At 50.7% G+C, this 19079-nt stretch carries 21 protein-coding genes, 4 pseudogenes and 1 riboswitch; of the genes and pseudogenes, 17 read left to right on the forward strand and 8 right to left on the reverse strand.

Annotation, left to right across the window (positions count from 1 at the left end; translation table 11 throughout):
- Positions 1-919: 919 nt before the first annotated feature.
- Positions 920-1825 (forward strand): hypothetical protein, encoded by a 906-nt coding sequence (locus AAIR21_RS23760; RefSeq protein WP_025204813.1) that lies wholly within the window; start codon positions 920-922, stop codon positions 1823-1825.
- An 89-nt stretch (positions 1826-1914) separates the two neighbouring features.
- Here AAIR21_RS23760 and AAIR21_RS23765 read toward each other — a convergent pair whose 3' ends face one another.
- Positions 1915-2157: a hypothetical protein gene (locus AAIR21_RS23765; RefSeq protein WP_025204812.1), complete on the reverse strand. Its 243-nt coding sequence runs from the start codon at positions 2155-2157 to the stop codon at positions 1915-1917.
- Positions 2158-2525: 368 nt separating this feature from the next.
- On the opposite strand from AAIR21_RS23765, the gene AAIR21_RS23770 reads away from it, so the two are divergent.
- From AAIR21_RS23770 to AAIR21_RS23810, 9 genes and pseudogenes are all read left to right on the forward strand, one after another.
- A complete protein-coding gene (locus AAIR21_RS23770; RefSeq protein WP_434682396.1) occupies positions 2526-2744 on the forward strand; it encodes a hypothetical protein in 219 nt (72 codons plus the stop codon).
- A 1-nt stretch (position 2745) separates the two neighbouring features.
- A complete protein-coding gene (locus AAIR21_RS23775) occupies positions 2746-3006 on the forward strand; it encodes a DUF4752 family protein (protein WP_434682397.1) in 261 nt (86 codons plus the stop codon).
- Position 3007: 1 nt separating this feature from the next.
- Complete coding sequence (locus AAIR21_RS23780) at positions 3008-3172, forward strand: hypothetical protein (RefSeq protein ID WP_434682398.1); 165 nt, start codon at positions 3008-3010, stop codon at positions 3170-3172.
- 12 nt (positions 3173-3184) lie between these two features.
- Complete coding sequence (locus AAIR21_RS23785) at positions 3185-3799, forward strand: hypothetical protein (protein ID WP_434682399.1); 615 nt, start codon at positions 3185-3187, stop codon at positions 3797-3799.
- Positions 3796-4041 carry a hypothetical protein gene (locus AAIR21_RS23790; protein WP_434682400.1) on the forward strand — a complete coding sequence of 82 codons (246 nt, stop codon included), beginning with the start codon at positions 3796-3798 and terminating at the stop codon, positions 4039-4041. The genes AAIR21_RS23785 and AAIR21_RS23790 overlap by 4 nt, the downstream gene beginning before the upstream one ends.
- A gap of 208 nt (positions 4042-4249) precedes the next feature.
- Positions 4250-4756 carry a terminase small subunit gene (locus tag AAIR21_RS23795; protein ID WP_434682401.1) on the forward strand — a complete coding sequence of 169 codons (507 nt, stop codon included), beginning with the start codon at positions 4250-4252 and terminating at the stop codon, positions 4754-4756.
- A pseudogene (locus AAIR21_RS23800) lies at positions 4728-6296 on the forward strand (phage terminase large subunit family protein); the annotation flags it as partial. The gene AAIR21_RS23795 and the pseudogene AAIR21_RS23800, both read left to right, overlap by 29 nt.
- Positions 6274-7110 (forward strand): annotated as a pseudogene (locus tag AAIR21_RS23805) (S49 family peptidase); the annotation flags it as partial. The pseudogenes AAIR21_RS23800 and AAIR21_RS23805, both read left to right, overlap by 23 nt.
- Positions 7111-7375: 265 nt before the next feature.
- Positions 7376-8002, forward strand: coding sequence for a tail fiber assembly protein (locus AAIR21_RS23810; protein ID WP_434682402.1), 627 nt, complete (start codon positions 7376-7378; stop codon positions 8000-8002).
- A 112-nt stretch (positions 8003-8114) separates the two neighbouring features.
- On the opposite strand, the gene AAIR21_RS23815 is transcribed toward AAIR21_RS23810, so the two are convergent.
- Complete coding sequence (locus AAIR21_RS23815) at positions 8115-9227, reverse strand: hypothetical protein (RefSeq protein WP_422702182.1); 1113 nt, start codon at positions 9225-9227, stop codon at positions 8115-8117.
- 689 nt (positions 9228-9916) lie between these two features.
- On the opposite strand from AAIR21_RS23815, the gene AAIR21_RS23820 reads away from it, so the two are divergent.
- Entirely contained in the window at positions 9917-10123 is a 207-nt protein-coding gene (locus AAIR21_RS23820; RefSeq protein WP_434682403.1) for a hypothetical protein, read from the forward strand.
- A gap of 112 nt (positions 10124-10235) precedes the next feature.
- Here the strand turns inward: AAIR21_RS23820 and AAIR21_RS23825 are convergent.
- The 6 genes and pseudogenes from AAIR21_RS23825 to AAIR21_RS23850 form a co-directional block, all read right to left on the reverse strand.
- Positions 10236-10358 (reverse strand): annotated as a pseudogene (locus tag AAIR21_RS23825) (DinI-like family protein); the annotation flags it as partial.
- Between the two features lie 402 nt (positions 10359-10760).
- Positions 10761-11183 (reverse strand): annotated as a pseudogene (locus AAIR21_RS23830) (glycine betaine ABC transporter substrate-binding protein); the annotation flags it as partial.
- An 18-nt stretch (positions 11184-11201) separates the two neighbouring features.
- Positions 11202-11912, reverse strand: coding sequence for an osmoprotectant ABC transporter permease OsmY (gene osmY, locus AAIR21_RS23835; RefSeq protein WP_183516409.1), 711 nt, complete (start codon positions 11910-11912; stop codon positions 11202-11204).
- Between the two features lie 273 nt (positions 11913-12185).
- Positions 12186-12929 (reverse strand): YoaK family protein, encoded by a 744-nt coding sequence (locus AAIR21_RS23840; protein ID WP_025204317.1) that lies wholly within the window; start codon positions 12927-12929, stop codon positions 12186-12188.
- Between the two features lie 156 nt (positions 12930-13085).
- Positions 13086-13709: a glutathione S-transferase family protein gene (locus AAIR21_RS23845; protein ID WP_014169864.1), complete on the reverse strand. Its 624-nt coding sequence runs from the start codon at positions 13707-13709 to the stop codon at positions 13086-13088.
- Positions 13710-13815: 106 nt separating this feature from the next.
- Complete coding sequence (locus AAIR21_RS23850) at positions 13816-14109, reverse strand: DUF1330 domain-containing protein (RefSeq protein WP_014169865.1); 294 nt, start codon at positions 14107-14109, stop codon at positions 13816-13818.
- A gap of 68 nt (positions 14110-14177) precedes the next feature.
- Between AAIR21_RS23850 and AAIR21_RS23855 the strand changes: the two genes are divergently transcribed.
- From AAIR21_RS23855 to AAIR21_RS23880, 6 genes are all read left to right on the forward strand, one after another.
- Positions 14178-14630 (forward strand): MarR family winged helix-turn-helix transcriptional regulator, encoded by a 453-nt coding sequence (locus tag AAIR21_RS23855; protein ID WP_040017354.1) that lies wholly within the window; start codon positions 14178-14180, stop codon positions 14628-14630.
- 216 nt (positions 14631-14846) lie between these two features.
- Positions 14847-14945, forward strand: a riboswitch (guanidine-I (ykkC/yxkD leader).
- 57 nt (positions 14946-15002) lie between these two features.
- On the forward strand, positions 15003-16061 hold the full coding sequence (locus AAIR21_RS23860; protein WP_032681129.1) for a putative urea ABC transporter substrate-binding protein: 1059 nt from the start codon (positions 15003-15005) through the stop codon (positions 16059-16061).
- 17 nt (positions 16062-16078) lie between these two features.
- The gene (locus tag AAIR21_RS23865; RefSeq protein WP_014169869.1) at positions 16079-16894 is read left to right on the forward strand and encodes an ABC transporter permease; all 816 of its coding nucleotides are present in this window, start codon (positions 16079-16081) and stop codon (positions 16892-16894) included.
- Positions 16891-17667: an ABC transporter ATP-binding protein gene (locus AAIR21_RS23870; RefSeq protein ID WP_014169870.1), complete on the forward strand. Its 777-nt coding sequence runs from the start codon at positions 16891-16893 to the stop codon at positions 17665-17667. The genes AAIR21_RS23865 and AAIR21_RS23870 overlap by 4 nt, the downstream gene beginning before the upstream one ends.
- Positions 17668-17680: 13 nt before the next feature.
- Complete coding sequence (locus AAIR21_RS23875) at positions 17681-18388, forward strand: urea amidolyase associated protein UAAP1 (RefSeq protein WP_032679675.1); 708 nt, start codon at positions 17681-17683, stop codon at positions 18386-18388.
- An 11-nt stretch (positions 18389-18399) separates the two neighbouring features.
- Positions 18400-19032, forward strand: coding sequence for an urea amidolyase associated protein UAAP2 (locus AAIR21_RS23880; RefSeq protein ID WP_183516408.1), 633 nt, complete (start codon positions 18400-18402; stop codon positions 19030-19032).
- The last annotated feature ends 47 nt before the right edge of the window (positions 19033-19079 follow it).

Below are 19079 nucleotides of genomic sequence, written 5' to 3' on the forward strand. Positions count from 1 at the left end.
GTAAGTACGTCCCAAGATTGATTGATATGCGAGCCACGGTGGCTGACCAAAGGCTTATGGAGAGGCACTCCACACCGCAACACCACATACGTTTTTCATAAGGGCAAATAATGTGCAGTAAATTATGCATTTTATTCGGCGGGATGTTGATAACGGTTTCCGCCCTGGCCGCACCAGAACTCGCACAAACGGGAAACGAGGGCGTCCATCTGGTAACCATCAATGGCAGGCCGGGCCATTCGGAATCATTTCGTCAGGGTACGCAACACTCCCGAATGGTTAAATCTTTACAACCGGGTGTAAATCTACCCCCAGTTGCTACTGACAAAAACAATAAACCCGACAACTCCCGGAAAGTGTCTGAATAAAAACTATGTGAAGTCAGAAGTGAATATCAGGCCCATGCTAACGCGTGGGCTTTTTGCTATCTGCACAACAGGTAAGAGCATTGAAGTGTCCAGTCAGACGCTGGCAATTAGTAAGGGCGGTGCCGCCTGTCAGTGCTCTTTCCGTTGTGGTGAAAACAGGGTCTGTAATGGGTACTCAGCCAAAGAACGTTCCTGGACGGCGCTGAGCTAAGTTGCACGTAGTAGCCAACCTCAATCCCATTGGGCCATAGCCTCTGTTCATCTCATCTGATGGTGATTCATGCTATGGACATCTAAAAGAAAGTTGACGCGAACGTTACCGTTGCCAACCCCCGCCTCCCTGCGATAAATAAGCATCGTTGCGGTGAATCTCGCCAGTGCGGGGCGTAGTGGTTATCGGATATTGATGTAGGGGCGCGGATCGTTGCTAACCACTCGACGATTCACCGGAGATCTTCCGGCACCGCAACGCCTGCTGTTTAACTTGTAATGTCTCCATCCCGTTTTGATAGTCACTCTGAGTATTTCCAATAAAATATCAGGAGAATCAAATGACTAAAACATATACAACATGGCGTGAAGATATAACTCAAGTATACGACCAGTCCTGTGGAAACAGGGTAGAGAGTGTAGAGGATGCCAATAAAATGGTTGGCGCTGGATTTGTCATGGATGCAACGGGTTATTCACTGGAGTTGAATCATTCCAAAGAAACCGTCTGGCCGGCACAACCTGATGATCCTGACGAGTTGGCGGACACGCTGACGGAGTTCGCTGTTCTTTCAGGAGCGTTCATTCTGAACTTATCAACACCTCTCTTCATGGGGTTTGAACGTCCTTACACACTGACGCTACAGCGTGATGGTGTGATGAACGTAAACTCTAATAGCATGGTAAGCACTGAGTCAAAAGCAGGAACAAATGGCTCCGTTCGGGTTGATATGTATGATAATTCGAGATTGCAACTCGATTGCACTATCTTCAGTTGGGATGGTGATTTTTCTATTAACGACAATGCTGTAATGGCGGTTTCTGCCAGGAGTGTTGATCCTTACGACCACCTGACTGAGTTGCACGGCACATCTACATTAAATTTGGCAGCGGACCAAATCTCTGCAGGGGCTGAACCATGGAGAGTTTCTCTCTTTGAAGGGGCACCAAAGTTAAATATTATGGCTCGTTCTGCTGGTGGTGATCCATTGCAGAGCACGGACGCAGAAGCAGCATACCCTAAAGCGATTATTGATTTCGCTTCCTCCACCAGGGGAACTGTTGTTCTGGATACACCAGAAGCCCACGCATTCACTATGGGGCTTCTGAATGAGAGAGGGACCTTCTCTGTGGATGGTAGGGTAATAAACATTCAGGGTAACGGCGCATTTAACGTTACATACAACTCAAGCGTACAGCGGGATGGTTTTACGACAGGAACCATCACGATAACTAAAGTGCGATAACGTCAGATAACTGAACTGACGCTTCATTATCAGGCCCATGCTTACGCGTGGGCTTTTTTTTAAGGAGAAATGACAGAAATTGTCCGCCATCACTGATTGAGTAATTTTTCCTGGTCAGAGCGGATGTTGTACTCTTCTCTCATTTTCAGAATTGACATTACCTTGAGTTTGTAAAGTCTGCAAAAGACTCCCTCTGCATCATCCAGCATCTGGAAAATTTCCTCGTAACTTTTTCCTGCTGTTTCAAAGTGGCCTGATGTGACCAGGGCAATAACCAGGTCATGGGCTGCTTCTGCGGGGCTTCTGTTGTCAGGTAAAACATGCAAAGCCATGCAGACCTCCTTTTATCTCGATTAATTCGCATATAGAGGTGGCTTAAGACCCAAATCGATGCATAGCAAACTGCAGGGTTGCTCAGGGGCCAGTCACCACCAACGACAGGTTAAAGGCTGCATCCTTCAGTCTTTGATTTTCTGCATCAGCAGGTGAACGGCAATCCCAAGCCCGTAGAAAAATGCAGTCATGAGTATTATCTCCGGCAGGTTTATCATGAGCCATCACCTCTGTTGGTTTGATATGTAAATTATCAACATCCGACACAGTAACTACGGGTGATAATGCAAGTACAGAGTCTTTACATAAAATCAGTTCCAGCGGCTGCGCTTATGCGCGGCCTTTTTCTTATCTGGTAGGGATCCACATGAAAAAGAAGTTCCTGGCTGCCGCTGCGCTGGTGGCTATTGCTGCATTAATGGCGGCCTGTTCTGCAGTCTCTTTCACTCGGGCTACGGGTAAAAGCGGTCAGAGCCTCACCAACGCAGAGGTTCAGCCAAACAACACCGTCGTGCTGACGTATCCGAACGGCTCGGCCTGCATCGACACCAACCCGGGCGAAAGCCAGGTCTGTAAAGGAAAGTGATATGCATCAGTTTAGTTTCATTGATTGGGAGATTATGGGGCTGATGGTGCTCAGTTACCTATTCATCATCGTAAAGTCCATCGAGTGGCTGCTCGGTATCTTGCTTCGCAAGTGGCTACGACGACGCAGGCAACCGGTACAGGACAAGGTAATGAGCGAGTTCTGTGATGCCTTCGATATTGATGAGATGACTCCCGGCACCCAGAAGCTGCTCATCACTAAAGGCGATATCGTCGTCTATGTCATCAAAAGGGAAAGCTGATATGCGAACGCTGACGTTATGCCTGGCGTTGTCGTGTTTGCTGACCGGCTGCGTCTCACAGCGTTACGTCGGCATGCAGATCACCTCAACATCACCGATGGAATTTACCCGCATAGTGGTAGATGGCCGCGCGGTAGTCATTTGTAAAGTAGATAACCAGAAATAAAAGGAACGGACTATGAATCAAGATAAAGACAATAAGCAGTATGCATCAGGCTTTAATATGGAAGTACTTTTTGAAGCTACTATGTCCAGTATAAAAGAAGCCGCAAAAGAAAATGACAGGATTAACAAGCTTGAAAAACAAGTGCAAGAGCTAACTGATAAACTTCATAGTTATAGCACAGTCAGCATAAAGTCAGATCACTTTAAAATAGAGAGTGGTGCTGTATCAATCACCGATAGTTACATTACAGAAGGTTCAATTACAAACAAAAAACCTTACCCAAAACTAACTAATAAACCCTTCAGTTCAGAGGTTATTGGCATTGAGTGCAGCTTTCCGGTAATAGATTGTCGATATCAACCAGTAGATAAGCATGGTAATAAAGCAAGTTTTTTAGATGCATTTGAATTTAAAAAGATTGATACCTTACGCTGCAAATTAACTGCTTCAAGTCATTACTGTAGCATCAACGTAATATATGAAGAAGATTATGACGAGAGTTCTACCATGAAAGCAGTTGAGCTAAGAGCGATGGACTATCTGGCAAAAGTGCTTTCTGGATTGGGTGTCACAGTTAGTTCTGAAGTAAGCAAGTCATTCTGTGCCGCTACCATGGAGTGCCCATGAAAAGATTAGTCGTCACGGTTTCTCGACTGGAACTACCACAAGATGAATTGACTCAAGGTTTTACCGTTTCGTTCCGGGTGTTACAGAGAGGGAAGTTATTACTGGCTGATAGCATCAGCGGAAAAATAAGCGTGCCATACCGCAGAGTGTACGAGGTTAATGCGACTGATGATGAAATTGTTATTGAGCATGATTGCGGTTATGTGGAATGTCTGATTATCAGCGCAGACTTTGAGCCGTAACCCCACCACCATAAATGATAAACACTCTCATTTGCACGGGTCCTTTCCGGCATTTTGACCCTATACGGGGCGGCAGCGGCGCAGGCTAGCGCGATTTATGAGAATTTTCAAAAATGGAGGTTGTTGTTTAGTCGTTTCTCTCCAGTCCATACCCTGTGCGGCTTTCAGGAAAAAATACGACAACCAGACATAAAAAAGTGAGGGGACAATGACTGTTTACCTGAATAAGAAGGATATGGCAACCAGTTTGCGCATTTCGGTCCAGGCCTTTGATAAATGGGGTGTCGAACCTGTAATGAGGGAAGGGAGAGAGGTGCTCTATGACGTCCGGAGCGTGCTTGATAATCGGTTGGTGCATAATAATGAAGCAAAAAAAACAGATGAGGAATCAGACCAGCTTGATGAAGAAATCAAGGCTGAACGCTTACGGCTCCTGAAAGCACAGGCTGATGAACAGGAACGGGAAAACGCTCGCGCAGAGGCATTTCTGGTCGATACTGCATTCTGCACATTTGTTTTAAGCCGGGTGGCCAGCGAAATAGCCAGCATTCTGGATACTATTCCCCTTGCGTATCAGAGAAAGTTTCCAGGTTTGAATAAAAATCATGTTAATTACCTTCATGAGGAGATTATTAAGGCAAGAAACAGGGCGGCAAAGGTGGAGGGGATTATTCCTAAACTGTTAAATGAATATATCGAAGGAACAGTTAACTAATCTTATTTTTGCTGTAGAAGCTGGTCTCGCTGCACTATTTAAGCCCGAAGAAATGACAGCCGTCGAATGGATGGATGAGCATTACTATCTGCCGAAAGAAAACAACTATCAGGAAGGTCGCTGGGAAACCCTGCCTTATCAGAAAGCGATCATCAATGCGATGGGTTCCGATGATATACGCCGGGTCAACGTTGAAAAGTCAGCCCGCGTTGGTTATTCGAAAATGCTTTTTGGCGCACAGGCGTATTTCATTGTGCACAAGCAGAGAAGCATCATCACATGGCTGCCAACTGATGAAGATGCTAAAGATTTCATGAAGGTCGACGTGACGCCGACTATTCGCGATGTACCTACTTTACTGGCACTGGCACCCTGGTACGGTAAGAAACACAAGGATAATACCGACACCATAAAAATTTTCTCCAATGGACGAAGTCTGCGTATTCTTGGGGGAAAGTCGGCCAGGAGCTACCGTGCCAAGTCAGTTGATGTGGTGGCCTACGATGAATTGTCATCGTTCGACGAGGATATTGAAGGTGAAGGTTCACCGATAAAACTTGGTGATAAGCGTATTGCGGGGTCTATATATCCGAAGAGTATCCGTGGCTCCACGATGAAAATTCGCGGAAAGTGCCAGATGGAAAAAGCCGCGTCGGAATCCCCTCATCTGATGCGCTTCCATATTCGCTGCCCGCACTGTGATGAGTACCAATATTTAAAGTTTGGCGATAAAGAAACGCCGTTTGGTTTCAAATGGGATCGTGGAGACCCTGATTCAGTTTATTATCTCTGCGAGCATAATGGTTGTGTTATTCAGCAGTACGAACTTGATTACACTGGTGCCCATTACGTATGCGATAACACCGGGATTCGAACAGAAGATAGTATTCACTGGTATTCCTCTACCGGTGATGAAATATCCCCGCCGCTGAATGTTACTTTCCACATCTGGACAGCTTATAGCCCGTTCACCACCTGGGTGCAGATCGTTACAGAGTTTGAAGATGCTGTAGGCGATACATCCAATATGAAAGCCTTCGTCAACACCACGCTTGGCGAAACATGGGAGCCGAAAATTGGTGAGCGCCCGGATGCCGATGTCATCGCTGAGCGTAAGGAGCACTTTTTAGCGGCAGTTCCTGAGTGGGTGGCATACATCACGGCAGGTATCGACTCACAGCTTGATCGCTATGAAATACGCGTGTGGGGATGGGGGCCGGGTGAAGAGAGCTGGTTGATTGACCGTATCATTATTATGGGCCGCCATGACGACGAAGAGACCCTTAAAAGGGTGGATGAGGCGATCAACAAAACCTATACCCGGAAAAATGGCGTCGAAATGATAATTTCCCGTATCTGCTGGGATATCGGCGGCATTGACCAGACTATCGTGTATGAGCGCTCCAGAAAGCACGGGGTCTTTCGTGTTATCCCGGTGAAAGGGGCGTCGGTATACGGCAAGCCGGTTGCTAACTTGCCACGCAAGCGCAATAAAAACGGCGTTTATCTTACTGAAGTGGGTACCGATAAACGACATGAACTGTAGCGGAGGTCAGTTGCTTGCCAGTGCAGCATCACGAAGACTGGTAACCCAGACCGCGAGGACCGGCTCCATTGGCGTCATGGTTGCACACAGCAACTATGGTGAGGCGCTGAAAAAGAAGGGCGTAGAAATCACGCTGATTTACAGCGGTAAGCACAAAGTCGATGGCAATCCTTATGGCAGTTTGCCACCAGAGGTCAGGGAGCAATTTCAGGCCCAAATAGATGCAACCCGGCAGATGTTTGCCGAAAGGGTATCAGAGTATACCGGGATATCCGTCAAGGCCGTTCTTGATACCGAAGCCGCCGTTTATTCAGGCCGGGAGGCGATTGATGCTGGTCTGGCTGATGAACTGGTAAACAACACGGATGCGCTCAGCGTGATGCGCGAAGCGCTTGATAAACGTAAAAAAACATTCTATGGAGGGCACATGTCCGATACCACAAACCAGCAAGCTACTGCTCAACATGCTGACGATGCCAGCAATGCCAGTACCGATAATGAGAACCTTCAGGTCCAGCCCGAGAGCGGTGCACAGATTGAAGCTGCCGTTGCAGAAGAGAGAAGCCGCATCATGGGGGTGCTTAACTGCGAGGAAGCAAAGGGGCGTGAAGCGCAGGCTCGTGTGCTGGCAGAAACACCGGGAATGACGGTTACAACGGCGCAGCAAATTCTTGCAGCAGCACCACAAAGTGCTCATTCGCGCACGGATACCGCCCTTGATCGCCTGATGGAACTCTCCCCTGGCGCACTGGCAGCAGGAAGCCCGACATCAGATGACGTCAATGATTTGATGAATATCCCCGTTTAACGCCCCTGCCCGTACTGTACTTTCCATCTGTGCGACCGTGGTCGCACGATTTCATCTGATTTCCATGAGGTACTTATGTCGAATACCGAAGAGTTTAAATTTTATCAGCCGCTGGGAAACAGCGACCCGGCCTACACTGCAACGGCTACTACATGACAACCGGCACAGACAACGACGGCACCTATCAGATTATGTCCGAGTCGCAGGCACAGCGTGAAACCCGCCCAACCAACGTCGCATTTAACTACATCGTGAGAGCAGCATAATGACTGAAAAATATAACCTTGATTTTGAACATGCCGTTCTTGGCGCTGAAGGCTGGGCAACAACGGCGGGCTGGGTACTGACGTATCAGTGTGCTTACGACACAACCCGCGAATACACGTCCTGCTACTGGCAGTATTGCGCCGAAGGGGTGGGTATCGCGGCAGGCTCTTACACCGATAAACCCGCCGAACTGGACGATAATACCAAAGCCATTCGCCGGACTGCTGACGGTTCAGCCTGGGAGGTTGTCGATGACCTGCGCGGGCAGCTTGCTTACAGCACCGAAACCGGCGAAGCGAGCACGGTTGATTTTATCGGCCCGCTTCCTGATGGCTGGACACTTCTTGCACCGGCGACCCCGTTTGATAAATGGGATGGGGATAAATGGGTGACGGATACTGACGCGCAGCACGCGGCTGAAGTCGCTGCGGCGCAGGTAAAGTTTGAAGCCCTGAATCAGGAAGCCGACGAAATCATTGAGCAGCTCAATCGCGCCGTTAAATACGACATGGCTACCGAAGAAGAAAAGCTCAGACTGGAAGCCTGGGAGAAATACAGCGTACTGCTGAGCCGTATTAAGCCGGAAGATGCGCCAGAGATTGAGTGGCCGGATAAGCCGGAGTAAGCAACAACGAGCGAATGCCAGCCCTGAGCTGGTTTTTTTGCACCCAAAAAACACGAGGCCCCAACCGTTGCAAGCAGTCGGGGCTTATGAGGAGAATTACTTCGGTAATATGTTAAATATTTCTTAACTTGATTACCATGTATCCCTTTATTGACTCGTACTCATTATTAAACTCCAGTTCTTTGGTGGCAGGGGCACCATTGATATAAATCATTTTCATTGAGAGCATCTGTTGAAAACCAAATCCATTATTGCTATTTGTTGATAATATCAACTTTCCGTTATTTATTGCGTCATTTTTTATAAAGTTGAACATCCCTTCAGGATAGGGTTCATCAATTGGGAATTGAAGGTCAAAGACATAATCATTGTCTTTGATTGGAGCTATTGTCAGTTCGGCTGATCCACTTCCAATGTTTATGGATATATCAGAATCAAAAAGTCCAGTGTAGTTATAATTGTCAGTTTGTATATAAACTTTTGCGTTATCTTCAATAAGGTTGTCTTCAAAGGTGATATTTTTTGAAATTAGTTTGGAAACGGAATCTCCTTTGAATGTTGTTGAAACAATCTGGCCCTGGCTGGGTTTAAATGATGTTGAGTCGAAAAGCAAAGAGTACTCCGCTGCCGGGTCAGGTGTGCCATTAACTACAAGTCTTTCACCGACGCCCTTCATCCCAAGTTGTAGCTGAGATGAAATTATTTGAAACTCGGCATTGTCACTGATTTCAATGTTAGAAAGGATGCTTACGATATCACTTCCGTTAATAGAAAATAATGAATCCTCGATGATTTTAATATTGCACGTAAAATCTGAAAGATTACCATCATCCAGTGCCGCCAATTGAATGTCATTGAAGTTAATAAGCTCAAGTCTGCTATTTCCTAATAAGGTTATATTTGTTGTGTTTCTATAGTCCTCATTACTGAGTAGTGCATAGGAATTATCAACATTTGTACCTTGCCAGTCTGGGCAAATCACTCTAAATACACCTTGTGATATATTGATATTAGTTGTCTTCCCATATGCACCTGAACTTTTACCCCAGCAAAAGACTGTTGGTTTAGTTGGCATGGGTAGTTGCAATTCAAGAGTCTGCTCCATTGCGTTCATATTAAATGATTTACCAGCAACCTTATCAATGGTTTGTGTTGTTACCGTCTGACTACCATCTGCTGTTATGTAAGTCTGGTCTTGTGTTGGATCCCACTGAAATTTACTCATTACATTTCTCCAATATTGGAAAGGGGGCTGTGCCTTCGGTAGAAGGTGACGTGGAAGGGTAAAAATGAAAAAAAAACGGCGGCGCAAAATGATGCTTCCGGGGGCGCCGCCGTGGATTGCAAATACCTCGTTAGGAAGTGGTGCAGCATCAACTGCCCGTCAAATGCTGCACCTTGTCCGGTAAACCGGTCAGGAAACCGGACGAAGTGATACTCATCACGGGAGTTATATAAGACAAGAGAAAAATGGTGGCGGCGCTAACCAGAATGACGATAACGATGAAAAACAGGGATCCGGAAAGCGCCACCATAGAGGGTGGCGGTGCAGTTTTAGATTAAACCGATCAGCGCAAGATGAGGGTAAAAACCGCACCGCCATAAACTGATTTGCACAGCACCGCTTCCATGCGGAATCCTACAAGCTGTGCTGTGTCTGGAAACCGATGAAAGAACCAGACGCGCTAAATGTGTTAACGGGTTGGTGTGATTGTCAAGATTTTGTGCCATGCATAGCAGCCGTATCAGGCTAAGCGAGATTAGCTATTTTTCTCGTATTTACTTTTTTGAAGTGTATTTCTTTTCTTACGTGCAAATTGTAATCATTTACATTGTGAACCATTTTGCGTGTTGTCATGCAGCGTTACCTTGAGTACGTTTTATAACCTCACTTATGATTAAGGCGTTCGCTACATGAAACTTAATAATGGCCCAATCAAATGTCCTTACTGTGGCTGTCTGAGTGCTTACTATGAAATTGATCGCATCGCAGAACTAAGGGAAAAGGCTTCAAGAGGAATGAGCGAGCCCGAGTGGGAAGAGCTTTTGCAATCACATAAAAAGAGAGCGTTTTGCCTCATGTGCCATAAGACAATAGAGTTGCCCAAGGATCATAAATAGGAAGGTGGCGCAGCACCCCTGAGTGATTACCAGTGCTGCGCCGGTGTCTGGGATCGTGGACCAGACAGTGCAATAGTCCTGACGGGTGGGCTTGATGTCAAGGCTGCTACAGTTAACGAACAAACCAGTCGTCCGCGTTCTCCCACGTTTCCTGCAGGATCTCTTCAATTACTTCCTTGCCCCCTGTGGTGCCGTTGCGTACCGATAGCCCATCCATACTTGCCAGGCCAATGTTCATGTAAGAGGGGCTATCCTGCAAAAATGCAGATTGCTGATTTCGTTTATAAAGCAGATTTGCGCTATGGAAAATTTCGCCGTGGTTGTCACCGACCTACAAGAATTTTGTAGGTCGCTTTTTGCACTACACTTTTTGTGTAGTTCATAAATTGACCCGATATCGCCACAGAGGGGCGGATGAGGTTGTCAGGCTCTGTAATTTTGGGGCAAACGCGATACGTGGATTTGACTGAGGGCAGGCGGTGCCTGATGTGGAATAAAATCTCTATGGGGCACCCATGGGACACAAACTATCATCAATATACGTCAATATTCATCAACACGAGATTTCTTGATTGTGAACCGAGCGAGGAATCATGCACTCCTGGACGATCTTCGTCGATTTTTTAAAATGTCACACCATGGTGTTGATGTGTTCCGCTTCGGCGCGTTTACGCTGCATGGCGAAGGCGTAGGTATTGTTCATATCGGCGGGGTTGAGCCATACCAGACCGTGCTTCGCGTCCAGGCGTTTCACCGTCTCGTAAGACTCCTGTGGCGACATGCGCTTGTTGATGTGGTTAAAAATGATTAACGACGTGCCGGTGTACTCCCAGGTCATATCAATTTGTTTGTTGATCATCGCGTTGCGGGAAATGACCGTGGCAATATTGGTCTGTGGCTGGACCTGAAACCCCTTCTTTTGCAGATACTGGACGGTCATGGCCGAGAGAATGTGCTGCTCGGTAAAGCTCTTGGTCGCCAGGATCAGCGGGGCCGCTATCGCCTGGCTGGTGAACAGTGCCGCGGCACACAGCGCCGTCAGGCTGGATATCAGTCTCATAAAAGCTCCTTGTTATTGTTATCGAGCGAGATGTGGACTCATCACGCGACCCAGCGCAGCCAGCAGGGTGTCGATGATCAGAGCAAACAGGGCGGTGGCCGCCGCGCCGAGGATCAGTGTCGGGAAGTCGTTGAGGTAGATACCGGGAAAAATCAGTTCGCCGTAGCTGCTGGCACCAATCAGGAAGGCCAGCGGGGCGGTACCCACGTTGATGGCGGTGGCAATGCGGATCCCGGAGAGCATTACCGGCCAGGCGTTGGGAAGTTCGACCTGGCGCAGACGCTGCCATTTCGTCATCCCAATGCCATTAGCCGCTTCCAGTAACGACGCTGGAACTGAGCACAGTCCGGCATAGGTGTTTCGCACTATCGGCAGCAGCGAGGCGAGGAACAGGGCGATAATCGCAGGCGTATCACCGATACCAATCACCACCATTGCCAGCGCCAGAACGGCCAGCGGCGGCAGGGTATTACCGACGTTAAAGATCTGCATCACGTATTCAGCGATACCGCGTGCTGACGGGCGGCTCAACAAAATGCCGCTGGGAATACCTATCAGCAGGGCAAAGAACATGGATGAGAATACCAGGATTAAATGCTGTTGCCCGAGGTAAATCAGGTCAACCTGACGCGCCTTAATTGTATCCAGCCCAATTCCCCAGGTGAGGAGGGCAACGACCACAATAATGGCGCCGACAAAAAGCAGCGAACGTTTGAGTAATGGGTGCATTGCGATGTGTCTCCCTGTGCGCATGCGTTATAGCAACCACGGGTTGCCTGTTGTTATGCCATGTTTCGGCAGGGGTAGTTGACCTATAGCAAGCGTTTGGGATGGGTTCCAGCGAAGGGGGAAAATCAGTAACCCTATGAAATTAGTGACAACCTTAGGTTAAGCCTTATGGAGCAAGGGCTGGCTGTGGGGCAGACAGAATTGTCCTAAAGCGTAATTTAAAATGTGACAGTGTCACATGGCGTGAGCGTCTCCTCACGCCTGCGACCCTCATTATCGGCTGAAGGCGGCGCGCACCCGGCGAACGCGCACTGAGGTGCTGATGATGGAAAAGGCGGCGACAACGACGAGCATCACCCCAAGCGCCAGCATGGCGTTAAACCCAATCCACCTGAACAGGATCAGCCCGGCGATACCGCCGGTAATAAACGAGAAAATGGTGGTTAAGTGGGTTTTGAGCTGACTTTTTTGCGCTGCCGTATCTTTGGAATAATCCCGGCGGAGCATCGCCACCAGGACCGAGGCCAGAGATATTCCCGCGTCCGTCAGCGTGCCGGTAATATGGGTTGATCTTACCCGGCCGCCGGAAAGCTGGGTCGATGTTGAATTATGAATCCCCATCAGACCACAAAGAAAGATAATAATTTCACGGTTAGTCGTGAGGGCATGGAAATACATCTCGTAACAGGAAACGCCGGTCAGTAATAATCCCTCGACCAACAGTATCTGGCAAAAAACCAGCCTGATATTATGGATAATCCCCCATAACACGATGATACGGGCCATGATTGCGCCGGCAACAAAAGACAGAATAATGGCGCCAAAGAACAAAATATCATTCAGATCGGTAGAGGAAACTTCGCTGGATAATTGGGAGGTATTGCCGGTCATATGGGAGGGAAAAAAGCCAAATGCCCCGAGGGCGATGGCGTTGAGCAAGCCTGCAGAGGTCGCCAGCCAGAGTGCGAGCAGGCGATCCTCCTGATGCGTTCGTTCTTTTTTGAGTTTAATCAGCAAGAATACCTCCGGGTTGAGCTTTGCCTGACTATTCAGGCTAGCAAAGCGGTGCAAGGGGCTGTCCAGGATATTGCTTAATTATTATTCCTGATAACGGCATTCAGGGTTTTGTAATTAAATAAAATATCCTTGCTGAATGTGTGTGGGCTGAAAAACTTACACCATACCGTTATTCCCGTGACGTAAAAATGCCGGTCGCTGATTAAGCCGTTCGAACCAGGCGTTAATTGCCGGCACATCAGGCTTATCAAATGGCGTCATTTTCCAGCGGTTCACCGAAAGACCAAGTACCACGTCTGCAAGGGTAAACACCTCGCCCGCCGTATAGGCTGCAGTGCGTTGCAACTGCTCCTCCAGAATAGCAATGCAGTGGTTCCACGCTTTAATTCCGGCGGCAATACGCTCCGGGTCGTTATAGTCCGGGTTATTGCGTCCCAGTGCCGGAAAGACATACCGCCAGGCATTGTTAAATTCGCTTGCCTGCCAGTCCATCCAGCGTTCGACGTTGGCGCAGGCCTGCGGTTCCGTTGGCAGGAGATCCTCACGGCCGGCTTTACGGGCCAGATAACGGCAGATTGCGTTAGATTCCCAGAGGACGAACTCGTCATCGAGCAGCACGGGAACCATGGCGTTGGGATTCAGAGCGCGGAAGGCAGCGGTTTGCGTGGAGGCAAAGCCGCTGCCGTAGTCTTCCTGGTGATACTCGATACCCGCTTCTTCGCAGGTCCAGAGCACTTTACGTACGTTGATCGAGGTTGTCTTGCCCAGGATGCTTAACATGATGCCGGTGTCCTTTTAGAGATGCAGTGTTTAAAAACTCTACACCGGTTCTGGCGAACGGGTGGAGAAATCTGGAAACGATACCGCAGGCAAGGAAACGAAACGCTTAGTCAGTGGTGACAACGAACATTTTTGCCTGCTGTGCCAGCTGGCGTTCAGCTTTGATCGGGGCATATTTTTCCGAATGGTAAAACGCCAGCGCCTGCTGCAGTGAAGGGAACTCAAAAATGCCAGCAAAGGGTAGCGGTTCTTCATCGCCTTCAAGGAGTTCGACAACAGGACCAAAATGCAGAATTTTGCCGCCGGCCTCTTCAAGTGCCAGTCTGAAGCGAGGGGCAAGATTGGCCTGCCGTGCAGGGTCGATAACACGTAAATTGATATGGATAAATGCGGGCATCATGATACCTTGAATAGCGTTAATAGTGTATATACACTATTTTATCTCACCGTATCTGTCGAGCGTAAAGTATGAACACTGTTGATCTGGCGTTACTAAAAACCATCCCCGAGACCTGTCCGGCGTATCAGGCACGTGCAACCGCACGGGCTATTACGCGTTATTACAACGCCTGCTTCAGACCTTATGAATTGACGGCAGAACAGTTCAGCCTGCTGGTGGGGATCGGCGGTGGCGTAAATGAAACGGTGGCAGGGCTTGCATCAAAGGCCGGGGTGGATGCAACCACACTGAGCCGAAACATACGGATTATGGAGTCCCGTGGGGTTATTGAATCAACGGGGGGGCGCGGGCGCCGTGGAAAACAACTTAGCCTGACCTCGCAGGGGTGGGCGCTTCTGACATCCGTGATCCCCGTATGGCAGTCCGCGAGAGAGGAATTGTCACGTAAAATGGGAAGCGAGCAGCTCAGCCTGACGACGACGATGATGAAAGACCTGGCAAAAACCAGCACATCATTTTGAGCCTTTCCTGCTGTCGCAGACACGTTCTGTGGGCAACGCCGTCAGCACCACGCGTCATCCCAAAGAGCACCAGCACGGTGCACTCAACTCGCCTTGTCTCACCAAAACGGTGAAACAGAATGCACAGGCAGACTTAACAGATTAATAATTAACATAAAAAATTCTGGCATATCCCTTGCAACGCTTAACACTGAAGGGCAGCACACCACAATTTGAAAAATAGCTGGCTAGGGTTCCGGTTCACTGCGGTGAATGGCTGGTCCAAGAGCTGGCGACCTCTGAGAGGTTACACGGCGGGACAAAAGCCCGGGAGACAGCAGCACCAGAAGGTGTCGCGCTGCCCCCTAATTTTGTGCCACTCAGAGGTCAAGCATGAAGAAAACGCCATTATTCCGCACCCTGGTACTCTCCCTGGCGATGCTGGTCAGTCTCCCCACCTTTGCTGCGGTGAAGAAAGAGTTCAACGTCTGCTGGACCATCTACGCCGGCTGGATGCCCTGGGGCACCCTTAGCAGTAGCAAAATCATCGATAAATGGGCCGATAAATACGGCATCAAAATCAACGTTGTTCAGCTCAACGACTATATCGAATCCATCAACCAGTACACTGCGGGCCAGTTTGACGGCTGCACCATGACCAATATGGATGCGCTGACCATACCGGCCGCTGGCGGTGTTGATACCACGGCGCTGATCCTCGGCAGCTATTCAGAAGGCAACGACGGCGTGGTGATGAAGGGCGAGGGCAAAACGCTCAACGACCTGAAAGGGATGAAAGTCTACCTGCCTGAGCTCTCTGTTTCCCACTATCTGCTGGTGCGCGGCCTGGAAAAAGCCGGCCTGGCCGAAAAAGACGTCACCGTGGTAAACACGTCTGACGCGGACATCGTCTCCGCCTTTGGCACGGCAAATGTGCAGGCAGCGGTAGCCTGGAACCCACAGCTGTCAGTCATCAAAGGCACGCCAAAAACGACTGAAGTGTTCAGCTCCTCTCAGGTACCGGGTGAGCTTATCGACATGATGGTGGTCAACAGCGAAACCCTGAAAGACAACCCGGCGCTTGGCAAAGCATTGACCGGCGCATGGTACGAGATGATGGGGCTGATGAAAGCGCAGGATGCCACCGTGCTCAACGCAATGGCCGCCGCCTCCGGTACCGATCTGGCCGGTTATCAGGCGCAGCTGAAAACAACCCACCTGTTCTATACCCCGCAGGACAATATTGCCTTTTTAACCTCGCCGGAGCTGGCGAAAACCATGCAGCGCGTGGCCACGTTTTCGTTCGATAAAGGGCTGCTGGGCGATGGGGCGCAAAGCGCGGATTTCATCGGCATGCGCTTCCCGGGCAATGTCACCCAGGGCGATGCCAGCAACGTGAAGCTGCGCTTTGACGACAGCTTCGTGAAAATGGCCGCTGCCGGCACGCTGTGATAACGGACGGAACATCCATGCGACAAATTAATCGCCATCCCACGCCCGGCATGCGGCTGATGCTCGTGATGCTGCCTTTCGTCCTGCTGTTGGCCGCATACTTTTTCGGTTCCGCGGTCAGGCTGGAGGCTAACCCGCAGGACAAGCTGCTGCCTGGCCTGCAGCAGATGCTGGACGCGCTATCACGCATGGCGTTTACCCCGGATAAACGCAGCGGTGACTATCTGTTCTGGGTGGACACGCTGGTGAGCCTTGCCCGTCTGCTGACGGGGCTGGTCATCGCCTCGATCATCGGCCTCTGTGTTGGTGTCACCGCCGGTGTTTTCCCGCTGTGGCGCGCGTCGCTCTCGCCGCTGATGACGGTGCTGTCGATGATCCCGCCGCTGGCGATCCTGCCAGTGCTATTTATCGTTTTCGGGCTGGATGAACTGTCGAAAGTGATGCTGATTGTCATCGGCATCACTCCGATGCTGGCGCGCGATCTGGAGCATCGCGCGTGCGAAATCCCACCGGAGATTCTGATCAAAGCCCAGACGCTGGGTGCCAACAGCTGGACGCTGGTGTTGCGCGTGGTACTTCCGCAGCTGTTATCGCGGCTGCTGACCTCGCTGCGTCTGCTACTGGGGTCGGCATGGTTGTTTCTCATTTCGGCAGAGGCCATCTCCTCAACCGCCGGGCTGGGCTATCGCATTTTCCTCGTGCGCCGCTATATGGCGATGGATGTGATCATTCCGTACGTCCTGTGGATCACGCTGCTGGCCTGGCTGATGGACCTGGCCCTGCGCCAGTTACATAAAACCTGGTTTCCCTGGGCGGAAGGAGGGAAGGCATGAGCTTTATCACCATCAACAATATCTGGCAGGAGTACGGCGACCACGTGGTGCTGGAGCGCCTCAATCTGCAGGTGAAAGAGGGCGAGTTCTGCTCAATGGTGGGGGCCTCTGGCTGCGGAAAATCCACGTTTTTGCGCCTGCTGCTCGGTCAGGAAGCGCCCAGCCGAGGGTCCATTACGCTGGATGGTAAACCGCTGCGCGCCGAGCCGGACAGCAGCCGGGGCGTGGTGTTTCAGCGCTACTCCGTTTTCCCGCATCTCAGCGTGCTGGATAACGTCACCATAGGTCTGGAACTGCCGCAAGCGCCGCTGTTCGGGCGCCTGTTTGGGGCAAAGAAACGCGCGGCGCGTGAGCGGGCCACCGGGATGCTGGAAAAAGTCGGTCTCGGGCATGCGATGCACAAATACCCGGCCCAGCTTTCCGGCGGTATGCAGCAACGTTTAGCCATTGCGCAGGCCTTCATCATGCAACCGCGCGTGTTGCTGCTGGATGAGCCGTTTGGCGCCCTGGACCCGGGTATCCGTAAAGATATGCACGCCTTGTTGCTTCAACTGTGGGGGGAGACCCGCATGACTGTCTTTATGGTCACCCACGATCTTTCGGAAGGCTTTAACCTCGGCACCCGCTTACTGGTGTTCGACAAAGTGCGCCTCGACCCGCAGGCGCCCAACGCCTTTGGCGCCCGTATTACCTACGACATTCCGCTCAACGAGACGCGGCTCTCCGCGCTGAGTGGAACGGCTCCCGATAACGTTTATGCATTAAGGGGTTAACACCGTGAATACCATGACCATGTTACGTGAAGAGATCCTGCCCGGCGGCGGTCACCTCTCATTTGTGCTTAAGCGCGGGCAGATCCTGCGTATGACCGACATTGAAGGTGGAGCAAACGTCAGCCTGCTGATGCTGAATCCGCACGAGAAAAGTGAACGTCTGAACCTGCCCGACACCCTGAAAGGCCAGCACACCGCGCGTCTGACCGCCGGACATTGCTTTTACTCCGACATGGGACGCGTGCTGGCAGGCATCACCGCAGATACCTGCGGCTGGCATGACCCGTTTGGCGGCGTACTGAACGCCGCCGAGGTGACTGAAAAGTATGGCCAGGGACGCTATCAGGAACTGCGCAACGGGTTTTACCGAAACGGAACGGACAACCTGCTGGTGGAGATGGGGAAGTGGGATCTCAATCTCGAAGATCTGCTGATGGTGGTCAACTTCTTCAGCAAAGTCACCGTCGATGACCGCGGTCAGTTCACCTTCCACGGCGGCTATTCGCAGTCGGGCAGTTACGTGGAGCTGTACGCCCCCATGGACACGCTTGTGGTGATGACCGCGCTGCAGCATCCGATGGATCCGTCCCGGGAATATGCCCCACGACCGGTCGCGCTGAGCTGGCGACAGGCTGAGGATGAAGAGGGGGCCGTTAACGCGCTTCTGACGCGCCCGGAAAACGAACGCGCCATGACCAATACCCGGCTTTTCGCCCTGTAAGGAGCAGTAAAATGACCATGATCTCTGAAAAGCATGTGCAAGACGCGGGATTTCGCCACGTGATCCCGGCAGGTGAACCGTACCTGTTCGAGGTGAAACAGGGGCAGACGTTGCGCCTGCTCGACCTGGAAGGTAACCAGGCAGTCGACACGCTGTTCTACAATGCCGATAACCCGCGTGAACGTTACGATGCGCAGCGCACATTGCGCCGTCAGAACAACGCCTATCTCACGCGGGGCAGCGTCCTGTACTCCAGCCTCGGTAACCCCCTGCTGACCATTATCGACGATACCTGCGGGCGTCACGATACCCTCGGCGGGGCCTGCGCCCAGGAGAGCAACACCGTGCGATACGCCCTCGATAAACGCCATATGCACAGCTGTCGCGATAACTTCCTCTGCGCCTGTCTGCACGATGGCCGTCTGCAAAAACGCGACATCACGGCCAACATCAATTTCTTTATGAACGTGCCGGTGACGCCAGAGGGCGGGCTGACGTTTGAAGATGGTATCTCCGCGCCGGGGAAATACGTCGACCTGCGCGCCGAGTGTAACGTCATTGTCTTGATCTCCAACTGTCCACAGCTGAATAACCCCTGCAACGGCTGGAACCCAACGCCTGCTGAGGTGCTGGTATGGAACTGACGCCCACCCGCTGGCAGCGACTGCGCCAGGCGCTGTACCGCCTGTTT

The sequence above is a fragment of the Enterobacter sp. PTB genome, from assembly GCF_051130085.1.
GTDB lineage: Bacteria > Pseudomonadota > Gammaproteobacteria > Enterobacterales > Enterobacteriaceae > Enterobacter > Enterobacter ludwigii.

Excerpts from the sequence above, each read along its gene's own strand:
- AAIR21_RS23765 (WP_025204812.1), bottom strand. The coding sequence starts at position 2,157 with ATGGCTTTGCATGTTTTACCTGACAACAGAAGCCCCGCAGAAGCAGCC.
- AAIR21_RS23850 (WP_014169865.1), bottom strand. The coding sequence starts at position 14,109 with ATGATGCCCGCATTTATCCATATCAATTTACGTGTTATCGACCCTGCA.
- AAIR21_RS23820 (WP_434682403.1), top strand. The coding sequence starts at position 9,917 with ATGAAACTTAATAATGGCCCAATCAAATGTCCTTACTGTGGCTGTCTG.
- AAIR21_RS23875 (WP_032679675.1), top strand. The coding sequence starts at position 17,681 with ATGACCATGTTACGTGAAGAGATCCTGCCCGGCGGCGGTCACCTCTCA.
- osmY (WP_183516409.1), bottom strand. The coding sequence starts at position 11,912 with ATGCACCCATTACTCAAACGTTCGCTGCTTTTTGTCGGCGCCATTATT.
- AAIR21_RS23865 (WP_014169869.1), top strand. The coding sequence starts at position 16,079 with ATGCGACAAATTAATCGCCATCCCACGCCCGGCATGCGGCTGATGCTC.
- AAIR21_RS23880 (WP_183516408.1), top strand. The coding sequence starts at position 18,400 with ATGACCATGATCTCTGAAAAGCATGTGCAAGACGCGGGATTTCGCCAC.
- AAIR21_RS23780 (WP_434682398.1), top strand. The coding sequence starts at position 3,008 with ATGCGAACGCTGACGTTATGCCTGGCGTTGTCGTGTTTGCTGACCGGC.
- AAIR21_RS23815 (WP_422702182.1), bottom strand. The coding sequence starts at position 9,227 with ATGAGTAAATTTCAGTGGGATCCAACACAAGACCAGACTTACATAACA.
- AAIR21_RS23860 (WP_032681129.1), top strand. The coding sequence starts at position 15,003 with ATGAAGAAAACGCCATTATTCCGCACCCTGGTACTCTCCCTGGCGATG.
- AAIR21_RS23790 (WP_434682400.1), top strand. The coding sequence starts at position 3,796 with ATGAAAAGATTAGTCGTCACGGTTTCTCGACTGGAACTACCACAAGAT.
- AAIR21_RS23785 (WP_434682399.1), top strand. The coding sequence starts at position 3,185 with ATGAATCAAGATAAAGACAATAAGCAGTATGCATCAGGCTTTAATATG.
- AAIR21_RS23770 (WP_434682396.1), top strand. The coding sequence starts at position 2,526 with ATGAAAAAGAAGTTCCTGGCTGCCGCTGCGCTGGTGGCTATTGCTGCA.
- AAIR21_RS23810 (WP_434682402.1), top strand. The coding sequence starts at position 7,376 with ATGACTGAAAAATATAACCTTGATTTTGAACATGCCGTTCTTGGCGCT.
- AAIR21_RS23760 (WP_025204813.1), top strand. The coding sequence starts at position 920 with ATGACTAAAACATATACAACATGGCGTGAAGATATAACTCAAGTATAC.
- AAIR21_RS23775 (WP_434682397.1), top strand. The coding sequence starts at position 2,746 with ATGCATCAGTTTAGTTTCATTGATTGGGAGATTATGGGGCTGATGGTG.
- AAIR21_RS23870 (WP_014169870.1), top strand. The coding sequence starts at position 16,891 with ATGAGCTTTATCACCATCAACAATATCTGGCAGGAGTACGGCGACCAC.
- AAIR21_RS23795 (WP_434682401.1), top strand. The coding sequence starts at position 4,250 with ATGACTGTTTACCTGAATAAGAAGGATATGGCAACCAGTTTGCGCATT.
- AAIR21_RS23845 (WP_014169864.1), bottom strand. The coding sequence starts at position 13,709 with ATGTTAAGCATCCTGGGCAAGACAACCTCGATCAACGTACGTAAAGTG.
- AAIR21_RS23855 (WP_040017354.1), top strand. The coding sequence starts at position 14,178 with ATGAACACTGTTGATCTGGCGTTACTAAAAACCATCCCCGAGACCTGT.